8 protein-coding genes and 2 pseudogenes are annotated in these 9,983 nt (G+C 72.4%); 3 read left to right on the top strand and 7 right to left on the bottom strand.

What is annotated here, in order from left to right:
* Positions 1-422: 422 nt before the first annotated feature.
* Both BIV25_RS42260 and BIV25_RS42255 read right to left on the bottom strand, forming a co-directional pair.
* A complete protein-coding gene (locus BIV25_RS42260) occupies positions 423-950 on the bottom strand; it encodes a hypothetical protein (RefSeq protein ID WP_071377899.1) in 528 nt (175 codons plus the stop codon).
* A gap of 131 nt (positions 951-1,081) precedes the next feature.
* Positions 1,082-1,399, bottom strand: a complete 318-nt coding sequence (locus tag BIV25_RS42255) for an SH3 domain-containing protein (RefSeq protein WP_071377898.1) — start codon at positions 1,397-1,399, stop codon at positions 1,082-1,084.
* A gap of 178 nt (positions 1,400-1,577) precedes the next feature.
* On the opposite strand from BIV25_RS42255, the gene BIV25_RS42250 reads away from it, so the two are divergent.
* The gene (locus BIV25_RS42250; protein WP_071377897.1) at positions 1,578-3,689 is read left to right on the top strand and encodes a PQQ-binding-like beta-propeller repeat protein; all 2,112 of its coding nucleotides are present in this window, start codon (positions 1,578-1,580) and stop codon (positions 3,687-3,689) included.
* Positions 3,690-3,791: 102 nt separating this feature from the next.
* On the opposite strand, the gene ilvD is transcribed toward BIV25_RS42250, so the two are convergent.
* The 5 genes and pseudogenes from ilvD to BIV25_RS42230 all read right to left on the bottom strand — a co-directional run bounded on the left by ilvD (position 3,792) and on the right by BIV25_RS42230 (position 8,840).
* Positions 3,792-5,645: a dihydroxy-acid dehydratase gene (ilvD, locus tag BIV25_RS42245; RefSeq protein WP_071377896.1), complete on the bottom strand. Its 1,854-nt coding sequence runs from the start codon at positions 5,643-5,645 to the stop codon at positions 3,792-3,794.
* A 146-nt stretch (positions 5,646-5,791) separates the two neighbouring features.
* Positions 5,792-6,382 (bottom strand): annotated as a pseudogene (locus BIV25_RS53785) (TetR family transcriptional regulator); the annotation flags it as partial.
* A gap of 99 nt (positions 6,383-6,481) precedes the next feature.
* A pseudogene (locus tag BIV25_RS54835) lies at positions 6,482-6,973 on the bottom strand (hypothetical protein); the annotation flags it as partial.
* A complete protein-coding gene (locus tag BIV25_RS42235; RefSeq protein WP_071377895.1) occupies positions 6,970-7,782 on the bottom strand; it encodes a sugar phosphate isomerase/epimerase in 813 nt (270 codons plus the stop codon). The gene BIV25_RS42235 and the pseudogene BIV25_RS54835, both read right to left, overlap by 4 nt.
* Positions 7,783-7,907: 125 nt before the next feature.
* Positions 7,908-8,840: a Ppx/GppA phosphatase family protein gene (locus tag BIV25_RS42230; RefSeq protein WP_071377894.1), complete on the bottom strand. Its 933-nt coding sequence runs from the start codon at positions 8,838-8,840 to the stop codon at positions 7,908-7,910.
* Between the two features lie 71 nt (positions 8,841-8,911).
* Here BIV25_RS42230 and BIV25_RS42225 point away from each other — a divergent pair, with 71 nt between their 5' ends.
* A complete protein-coding gene (locus BIV25_RS42225) occupies positions 8,912-9,787 on the top strand; it encodes a hypothetical protein (RefSeq protein WP_107486662.1) in 876 nt (291 codons plus the stop codon).
* A gap of 46 nt (positions 9,788-9,833) precedes the next feature.
* Positions 9,834-9,974: a hypothetical protein gene (locus BIV25_RS51805; RefSeq protein WP_177235622.1), complete on the top strand. Its 141-nt coding sequence runs from the start codon at positions 9,834-9,836 to the stop codon at positions 9,972-9,974.
* Positions 9,975-9,983: the final 9 nt, after the last annotated feature.

The raw sequence follows: 9,983 nt of genomic DNA, 5'->3' as shown, positions 1-9,983 counted from the left end.
GCTAACCGGACACAGAGACGAAGCCCCACGCGCGCGGAAGCCCCCTCCGACCGGGCAAGCCACCCGGTCCGGGCGAGCCGTCCGGCCTGGGTGGGCCGCGGCGATCACCGGTCCGCAGGGTGCCACCCACACGGACGGGCCCGACGTCAGGCCGGACGGGCTGCAAGCGAAAGGCCCCGCGCGGGCGGACACGACATCCGACCGGGCAAGACGCAGCAGGCACCCCGGCGCAGAGGCAAAACCCCACACCACACCCGGCGCAACACCCCGCCGGGCAAGCCGCAGCAGGCACCCCGGCGCAGAGGCAAAGCTCCACAGCACCCGGTGCAAGCCCCAGCGGGTACCGGTCCGCAGAGGCAAAGCCCTACGCGGGCGGATAAGGCACGCCGGCGCAAGGCGAAGCCCCGCGCCCGAGGGGGGGCTTACTTGTGGCGCTTTTTCTTCGATGGATTGCCGGTGCGGCGGGCGGTGCGGCGGGCGTGGGTCTCGCGGGCCGTGTCGTACTCCTCGCGGTGGAGCTTCTCGCCGGGGGCCTCGGTGAGGGAGCGGAAGAAGTAGGCGAGGAGGGAGCCGACGAAGCCGATGGCGAGCAGGCCGCGCAGGGAGGCCTGGCGTTGCGGGTCGTGCCGCTTGCCGAAGCCCTCCCAGGTGTTGCGGAAGGCGAGCGCGCTGCAGATCGCGAACATGGCGATGATCAGCACGGTCACGAAGGCGCCGGTGTCGGCGATCCGGATGCCGTCGTAGGCGAAGCGGAGCACCAGGCAGGAGGCGACGGCCGCGGCGAGGGAGCCGACTGCGACGCCGGCGCGGCGGGCCGCGTAGCCGTCGTCGTGGTTCACCCAGGAGGTGCCGAAGAAGCGCAGGGGCTCGGGGCGGGGGCCGCCGCCTTCGGCGGCCGTACCGCCCGAGGAGCCCGCCGAGGTGTCCGGGGTGCCGGTTTCGTCGCTCACAGGAACGATTATGGCGAACGGGTACGGCGTCGGGTGGGGGCGGGCTCCGGTGGGTCAGCCGCGGCGAGGCGTCGCGCAGCCGTCGCTGCCGGTCATGCCGTACGGCCCGGGCGGTGCCGGAGGTCTCCCGTTCAGCCGCAGCGCGAGGCGATGTAGCCGTCGCTGCCGGTCTGGACGTAGGCGTCGGAGACGTACTGGCCGTTGTCGATGTTGTCCCAGATGTTCGTCGTACCGTACGGGCCCGAGACATTCGTGCCCGGCGCCTGGCAGAAGATCGGGACGCGGACGCCCTCGGGCAGGACGCGCACGATTCCGTAGTCGGTGCCCGGGCCGCTGCGGACGTTCAGGCGGAGGCCCGGCGCGACCGGATACGTGCGGATGGCCGCCTCCGCCGCCACCGCGTCGCCCCCGGCGCCGGTCTCGATCTCCTCGGCACGGTCAACAGCCATGTGAAACCTCCCCGTTGAGCCCATGGCCACCATGGGCGTCGGTCATCCCCGTGTTCGAGTCGCGGCTCAGGTGTGCGCGACTCGCGCGCGCAGGCTAGCAAGCCGCCTCTGTCTCGCACGAGTCATCGACTAGGCTCCGTGCGTCGCGCGCGCGGTCGAACAGCACGGGGGTGGTCCCATGGCGCCACGGAGAGACGCGGGGGCCGGTGCGGAAGCGGACCTTCCCGAGTACGCCGGTCACTATCGCCTGGAGTCCTCTCTCGGGTCCGGTGGCATGGGTGTGGTCCATCTGGCGCGCAGCACCTCCGGGTTGAAGCTCGCGGTGAAGGTCGTACACGCCGAGTTCGCCAGGGATCCCGAGTTCAGGGGACGCTTCCGGCAGGAGGTGGCCGCGGCCCGGCGGGTGAGCGGTGCTTTCACCGCGCCCGTCGTCGATGCCGATCCGGAGGCGGAACGCCCGTGGATGGCCACCCTGTTCATCCCCGGTCCCACGCTCTCCGAGCATGTCAAGCAGAACGGGCCGATGCCGGCCGCGCAGTTGCGGCGGTTGATGGCCGGGCTCGCCGAAGCGCTGCGCGACATCCACCGGGTCGGTGTCGTGCACCGGGATCTGAAGCCGAGCAACGTGCTGCTGGCCGAGGACGGGCCCAAGGTCATCGACTTCGGTATCTCCCGGCCGAAGGACAGTGAACTGCGCACCGAGACCGGCAAGTTGATCGGTACGCCGCCCTTCATGGCGCCCGAGCAGTTCCGGCGGCCGCGGGAGGTGGGACCGGCGGCGGACATCTTCGCGCTGGGCTCGGTGCTGGTGCACGCGGCCACCGGGCGCGGGCCGTTCGACTCCGACAGCCCGTACGTCGTCGCCTATCAGGTGGTGCACGACGAGCCCGATCTGACCGGGGTGCCGGAGGGGATCGCCGCACTGGTGCTGCGCTGTCTGGCCAAGGAGCCCGAGGACCGGCCGACGCCCGACGAGCTGATGCGGGAACTGCGCTCGGTGGCGGCCTCGTACGACACGCAGGCGTTCATACCGGCGCAGCGTACGGGCGACGAGGCGGCGGACCCGCGATCCCCTGCCGGGGAACGGTCCGCCGGCGAGGAGCGGCCCGCGCCGGAGGTCAGGAGGCGGGTCGGCAGGAGGGTGGCCGTGGGTGCCGGGGCGCTCGCGCTCGTCGTCGCCGCCGGGCTGGCCTCGGTCGAGCTGATCGGGGGCGGCGGTTCCGCGCCGGCCGGTACGAGCCCGCACACCAAGGCGGCCGCGTTCAGCTCGTGGCACACCGCGCCGGCGCCCGGGGCCACGGGGATGCCGCAGTGTGCGTACGGGGCGGGGCAGGTGTTCTGCGCGCGGGCCGGTGCCGCTTTCGCCCTCTCCGCGGCCGACGGAAAGCTCCTGTGGCACCGTTCCGCCGCCGGGCCCGGGTGCGGGCCGCCGGTTGCGGCGGACTCGCTCGTGCAGTTCTGCACCGGCCGCGGATCCCTGCTGACGGCACGTGACCCGCGCTCCGGTGACGAGGTGTGGAGGCGGCCGCTGCCGGACGGCGCGGTGGTCCGCTACGCCGGCGGTACGGCACTGATCACGGGGGCCGACGGCACGGTCACCGGTGTGGACGGCAGCTCGGGCCGTACGAAGTGGCACCGGCGGCTGCCCGGTTACAGCACGCCCTCGCTCGCCTCGTTCGCCGGGGATCCGCTGGCCTACGCGATCACCTCGTCCCCGGACGGGGCACACACGCATGTGGCCGCCGTGGATCCGGACACGGGGGCGGTGCGCTGGGAGGCGTCGCTCGGCGGGGTGCTGAACCCCGTCGGCAGCCAGGACGGGTCCCTGTTCTTCCTGTCCGCCGACAAGTCCCTGGCCGCGAACGCCGTGGTCCGCTACACCCCGGCCTCGAAGGCGTCGCGTCGCGTGGCGCTGCCGGTCCCGCGCCTGTCGCCCCAGGCCACCGCGCACGGCGACACGGTGTATCTGCTGTCCGCGGGCGGCTCGCTGGAGGCCGTCGACCTGGCCGCCGGCAAGCCGCTGTGGCATCTGGAGACGTCCGTCAGCCGTGGTTCGGCCCCGGTCGCGGACGGCGCGCATGTCTACTTCACCGCGGCCGACGGGCGCCTGCTGGCCGTCGACGCGCGCGGCGGGCGCCTCGTCGGGCAGACTCCGGCGCGGCTCGGCACCGACGCGGGCGTGGTCACCGCCGACCTGCCGGCACCTCTGGTCGTCGACGGTCACGTCTACGCCGGTGCCCCCGACGGAACCGTGTTCGGGGTGGCCGCGCGCGATCCGGCCGAGTGGTGAGCCGCACCGGCGACGCGAGGGGCCGTCCCCACCGGGAACGGCCCCTTGTTCGCACGCGGGCTCGGCTTTCGTCGTACGCGGGCTCGGCCTTCTCGCGCCGGCTCAGCCCAGCTTGGTCACGTCGCGCACCGCACCCCTGTCCGCGCTGGTCGCCATGGCGGCGTAGGCGCGCAGGGCGGCCGAGACCTTGCGGTCGCGGTTCCTGGGGGCGTAGGCGCCGTTCAACGCCTCCTCGCGGCGGGCCAGTTCGGTCTCGTCGACCAGCAGCTCGATGGTGCGGTTCGGGATGTCGATGCGGATGCGGTCGCCGTCCTGGACCAGGGCGATGGTGCCGCCGGAGGCCGCCTCCGGGGAGGCGTGGCCGATCGACAGGCCCGAAGTGCCGCCGGAGAAGCGGCCGTCGGTGATCAGGGCGCAGGTCTTGCCGAGGCCGCGGCCCTTCAGGTACGAGGTCGGGTAGAGCATCTCCTGCATGCCGGGGCCGCCCTTGGGGCCCTCGTAGCGGATGACGACGACGTCGCCGTCCTTGACCTCCTGCGTGAGGATGCGCTGGACGGCCTCCTCCTGGGACTCGCAGACGACCGCCGGGCCCTCGAAGGTCCAGATCGACTCGTCCACGCCGGCCGTCTTCACGACGCAGCCGTCGACCGCGAGGTTGCCCTTGAGGACCGCGAGGCCGCCGTCCCTGGAGTACGCGTGCTCGGCGGAGCGGATGCAGCCGCCCTCGGCGTCGTCGTCCAGGGCCTCCCAGCGCTCGGACTGGGAGAAGGCCTCGGCGGAGCGGACGCAGCCCGGTGCCGCGTGCCACAGTTCGACCGCCTCCGGGGAGGGCGAGCCGCCGCGGACGTCCCAGGTCTTCAGCCAGTCGGCCAGGGACGGGCTGTGGACCGCGTGCACGTCCTCGTTGAGCAGGCCCGCGCGGTGCAGCTCGCCGAGCAGGGCGGGGATGCCGCCGGCGCGGTGCACGTCCTCCATGTAGTACGTGCGGTTCTTCGCGACGTTGGGGGCCACCTTGGCCAGGCACGGCACCCGGCGCGAGACGGCGTCGATCTGCTCCAGGCCGAAGGGGACGCCCGCCTCCTGGGCGGCGGCCAGCAGGTGCAGGATCGTGTTGGTGGAGCCGCCCATCGCGATGTCCAGGGCCATGGCGTTCTCGAAGGCCTGGAAGGTGGCGATGTTGAGGGGGAGGACGGAGTCGTCGTCCTGCTCGTAGTAGCGGCGGGTGAGGTCCAGGACCGTGCGCGCCGCGTCCTCGTAGAGGCGGCGGCGGGCGGTGTGGGTGGCGAGGACCGAGCCGTTGCCCGGCAGGGAGAGGCCGATGGCCTCGGTCAGGCAGTTCATCGAGTTGGCGGTGAACATGCCGGAACAGCTGCCGCAGGTCGGGCAGGCGTTCTCCTCGATGCGGAGGATGTCCTCGTCGGAGATCTTGTCGTTGACGGCGTCGGAGATCGCGTCGACCAGGTCGAGCGTGCGGACCGTGCCGTCGACCAGGGTGGCCCGGCCGGACTCCATCGGGCCGCCGGAGACGAAGACGGTCGGGATGTTGAGGCGCAGGGCGGCCATCAGCATGCCCGGGGTGATCTTGTCGCAGTTGGAGATGCAGACCAGGGCGTCGGCGCAGTGGGCCTCCACCATGTACTCCACCGAGTCCGCGATCAGGTCGCGGGAGGGCAGGGAGTACAGCATGCCGCCGTGGCCCATCGCGATGCCGTCGTCCACGGCGATGGTGTTGAACTCGCGCGGGATGCCGCCCGCCTGCGTGATCGCCTCGCTGACGATCCGGCCGACCGGCTGGAGGTGGGTGTGGCCCGGCACGAACTCGGTGAAGGAGTTCGCGACCGCGATGATCGGCTTCCGGCCGATGTCCGCACCGGGTACACCGGAGGCGCGCATCAGGGCGCGGGCGCCCGCCATGTTGCGGCCGTGGGTGACTGTGCGGGACCTCAGCTCGGGCATCGTCGCTCGCTCCTTCAGTGACCTTCTGGTTCTGCGTCCAGAGAGTGTCCAGAGAGTTCTGGCTGCCTACGAGCCTACGCCGACGCTCCAAGGGCTGGACACGGTTGTCCGCGATGCGGGACGCGCATTTCACCCGTCGGTGAATCTCAGCTGTCCGTGAGGTGGTGTTGTACGACGGGGGCGACGCGGGCGACGATCTGCTCCAGGTCCGCCGACGCCAGCGGCTCCAGTTTGATCACGTAGCGCATCATCGCCACGCCCACCAGCTGGGCGGCGGCCAGCTCCGCGCGCAGTTCCCGGTCCGGCAGGTCCACCTGGGCGGCGATCCGGCGCATCAGCTGGGCGGTGATCAGGCGGCGGAACACGGCGGCCGCGGTGTCGTTGTTGACGGCCGAGCGGAGGATGGCCAGCAGCGGGGTACGGGACGTGGGGTTCTCCCAGACGCCGAAGACGAAGCGGGTCAGCCGCTCCCCCATCCCGTCCAGGGAGCCGGCGGCCACCGCCTCGGGGGCGTTCAGCGCGGGCGCGAAGGCAACGGCGACGGCCGCCTCGAAGACCTGTTCCTTGGTGCCGAAGTAGTGGTGGACCAGCGCCGAGTCGACGCCGGCCGCCTTGGCGATGCCGCGGACGGAGGTCTTCTCATAGCCACGCTCGGAGAACTCCGCGCGGGCCGCGCCGAGAATGCGGTCGCGAGTGCCGGCGGATTCCGTGCGCGGGGGCCGGCCCCGTCGGCGGGCAGGGGGTTTGTCCGCTGACGAGGGGCCGGTGGAGGGCTCGGCGGAAGGTCCGGCGGAAGGCTCGGCAGAGGGTCCGGCGGAAGGCTCGGCGGAAGGCTCGGCAGAGGGTCCGGCGGAAGGCTCGGCGGAAGGTCCGGCGGAAGGCTCGGCAGAGGGTCCGGCGGAAGGCTCGGCAGAAGGTCCGGCGGAAGGCTCGGCAGAAGGTCCGGCGGAAGGCTCGGCAGAAGGTCCGGCGGAAGGCTCGGCAGAAGGTCCGGTGGAGGGCTGGGCGGGGGAGCCGGGTGGAGGCCCGGCCGAGGAACCGGCTGCACGCCCGCCCGGAGACGCGGCCGAGGAACCAACTGCAGGTCCGGCAGGGGACCCGGCTGCGGGCTCGGCCGAAGACCGGCTTGGAGGCCCGGCAGGGGACCCGGCTGGGAGCTCGGCCGAGGAACCGGCAGGAGACCCAGCCGAGGAACCGACCAGAGGCTCGGCCGAGGAACCGGCTGCAGACCCGCCAGGAGACCCGGCCGAAGAGCCGGCCGCAGGCCCGGCCGAGGAACCGGCTGCGGGCCCGGCAGGGGAGCTGGCTGGGGGCTGGGGCTCGCTCATCGGCGGGGCACCCGTACCGCCGCGGCCAGGTGTTTGCGGGTGAAGGCCAGGGCCTCGGCGAGATCGGCTTCGCGCTCGGCGCCGGACATCGCCCGGCGGGTGTTGACCTCGATCACCACATGGCCGTCGAAACCGGACAGGACCAGGTGTTCCAGCAGTTCGGCGCAGGGCTGGGTGCCGCGGCCGGGCACCAGGTGCTCGTCCTTGGCGGAGCCCTTGCCGTCGGCCAGGTGGACATGGCCGAGCCGGTCGCCCATGCGCCCGATCATCTCCAGCGCGTCGGTGCGGGCCGTCGCCGTGTGGCTGAGGTCGACCGTGAAGTGCCGGTAGTCGTGCTGGGTGACGTCCCAGTCGGGGGCGTACGCGAGCATCTCGCGGTCGCGGTAGCGCCACGGGTACATGTTCTCGACCGCGAACCGTACGTCCGTCTCGTCCGCCATCCGCCAGATCCCGTCGACGAAGTCGCGCGCGTACTGCCGCTGCCAGCGAAAGGGCGGGTGGACGACGACGGTGGAGGCACCCAGCTTCTCGGCGGCCGACCGGGCCCGCTGGAGCTTGACCCAGGGGTCCGTCGACCAGACCCGCTGGGTGATCAGCAGACAGGGGGCGTGGACGGCCAGGACCGGGATGCCGTGGTAGTCCGACAGGCGGCGCAGCGCCTCGATGTCCTGGCTGACCGGGTCGGTCCACACCATGACCTCGACACCGTCGTACCCGAGGCGCGCGGCGATCTCGAAGGCCGTCGCCGTGGACTCCGGGTAGACGGAGGCTGTCGACAGCGCGACGGGGACGTCCCTGGGTTCAGCCACGGGTGCCACCTTAAGGGGTTGAGTGGCTCCGGTGTCCGGTACCCGTTCGCCGTTGTGATGTTCGCCATTTGCGGCTGCGGGTGCGTCGTGGTTGCTCGCGCCGTTCCCCTCGCCCCGTCAGGGCGCTATGCCGAACCCATGTGATCCAGGCGCCGCAGGATCACGCCCTCCCGCAGGGCCCACGGGCAGACCTCCAGGCTCTCCACGCCGAAGAGATCCATCGCGCCCTCGGCCACCAGGGCGCCGGCCAGCAGCTGGCCGGCGCGGCCCTCCGAGACTCCCGGCAGTTCGCCGCGCTGTTCCGCGGTCATGGAAGCCAGCCGGGGGACCCAGGCCTCCAGGGACTCGCGCTTGAGCTCCCGCTGGACGTAGAGGCCCTCGGCGCTGCGGGCGGCGCCGGCGATACGGGCGAGCTGCTTGAAGGTCTTGGAGGTGGCGACCACGTGGTCGGGGACGCCGAGGCGGCTGAAGTCGCCGACGGAGCGGGCGATCTCCGTACGCACATGGCGGCGCAGGGCACGGATGTCCTCGGCGGCGGGCGGGTCGCCGGGCAGCCAGCCCGCGGTGAGCCGGCCGGCGCCGAGCGGCAGGGAGACGGCGGCGTCCGGCTCCTCGTCTATGCCGTAGGCGATCTCCAGGGAGCCCCCGCCGATGTCCAGCACCAGCAGCTTCCCGGCCGACCAGCCGAACCAGCGGCGTACGGCGAGGAAGGTGAGGCGGGCCTCCTCGGCGCCGCTGAGGACCTGGAGTCGTACGCCGGTCTCGGCCTCCACGCGCGCGAGGACGTCATCGGCGTTGACCGCCTCGCGGACGGCGGAGGTCGCGAACGGCAGCAGATCCTCGACGCCCTTGTCCTCGGCGGCCTGGAGGGCGTCCTGTACGACGGCGACGAGCTGGTGGATGCCGTCGTCGCCGATGGCACCGCTGTCGTCGAGGAGTTGGGCGAGCCGAAGGTCGGCCTTGTGCGAATGCGCGGGCAGCGGGCGGGCGCCGGGGTGGGCGTCCACCACCAGCAGATGCACCGTGTTCGAACCCACGTCCAGGACACCGAGTCTCATATACGGAACGCTACTGCCAGATCCGCGGTCCACGGTCCCCGGAGCGGGCCTGGGCCACTTACCCTGGTCATGTGCCAAAGACGAAAAAGGCGAAGGACCCCAAATCCTCCAAGGGATTGAAGGACGGGGAATCTGCGCAGGCGAAGGCGTCGTCCATGTCGAAGAAGTCCAAGAAGTCCGGTCAGGCCGCGAAGGCGAGCGACGAGAAGGGGCTCGACTTCGCGCGCGCGTGGGTGGAGTTTCCTGACCCGGCGGACGACGAGCAGATCTTCCGCTGTGATCTGACATGGCTGACCTCTCGCTGGAACTGCATCTTCGGCAGCGGCTGCCAGGGCATCCAGGCGGGCCGCGCGGACGACGGGTGCTGCTCGCTGGGCGCGCACTTCTCCGACGAGGACGACGAGAAGCGGGTCGCCGGGCATGTGGCGCGGCTCACTCCGGACCTCTGGCAGCACCACGCCGAGGGCACGCGGAACGGCTGGGTGTCGAAGGACGAGGAGGGATCCCGGCAGACCCGGCCGTACCAGGGCTCGTGCATCTTCCAGAACCGGCCCGGGTTCGCGGGCGGCGCGGGCTGCTCGCTGCACATCCTGGCGCTGAAGGAGGGCCGGGAGCCGCTGGAGACCAAGCCGGACGTGTGCTGGCAGCTGCCGATCCGGCGGACGTACGACTGGATCGACCGGCCCGACGACACGCGCGTGCTCCAGGTGTCCATCGGGGAGTACGACCGCCGGGGCTGGGGTCCGGGCGGCCATGACCTGCACTGGTGGTGCACCTCGGCGACGTCGGCGCACGGCGCGGGCGACCCGGTGTACGTGTCCTACCGGCCCGAGCTGACCGAGCTGATGGGCAAGGCGGGGTACGACCGTCTCGTCGAGCTGTGCGAAGCGCGGCTGGCGTCGCAGTTGCCGCTGGTCGCGCCCCACCCGGCCGACCCGGCCCCGTAACCCCACCGCCGCTCCCCCGGCTGCCTAGCTGCCCGACGGGCTCGGTGTGCCGCTGCCCGAGGGGGGCGGTGACGGCGAGGCCGGGGGCGTCGGTGTGGGGCTCGGGCTGGGCGGAGGGGTGGACGGCGGAGTGCTCGGTGGCGCGGAGGGCGGGGTCGTGGGGGGCGTGCTCGGCGGGGTGGGGTGAGCGGAGGAC

The sequence above is a fragment of the Streptomyces sp. MUSC 14 genome (genome assembly GCF_001866675.1).
GTDB lineage: Bacteria > Actinomycetota > Actinomycetes > Streptomycetales > Streptomycetaceae > Streptomyces.
The sequence above is the reverse complement of the archived record's forward strand: the minus strand, read 5'-3'. Positions and strand labels throughout refer to the sequence as shown.

Coding starts and splice junctions, on each gene's coding strand:
- BIV25_RS42250 (WP_071377897.1), top strand. CDS start 1,578: ATGGCGCCACGGAGAGACGCGGGGGCCGGTGCGGAAGCGGACCTTCCC.
- ilvD (WP_071377896.1), bottom strand. CDS start 5,645: ATGCCCGAGCTGAGGTCCCGCACAGTCACCCACGGCCGCAACATGGCG.
- BIV25_RS42230 (WP_071377894.1), bottom strand. CDS start 8,840: ATGAGACTCGGTGTCCTGGACGTGGGTTCGAACACGGTGCATCTGCTG.
- BIV25_RS42255 (WP_071377898.1), bottom strand. CDS start 1,399: ATGGCTGTTGACCGTGCCGAGGAGATCGAGACCGGCGCCGGGGGCGAC.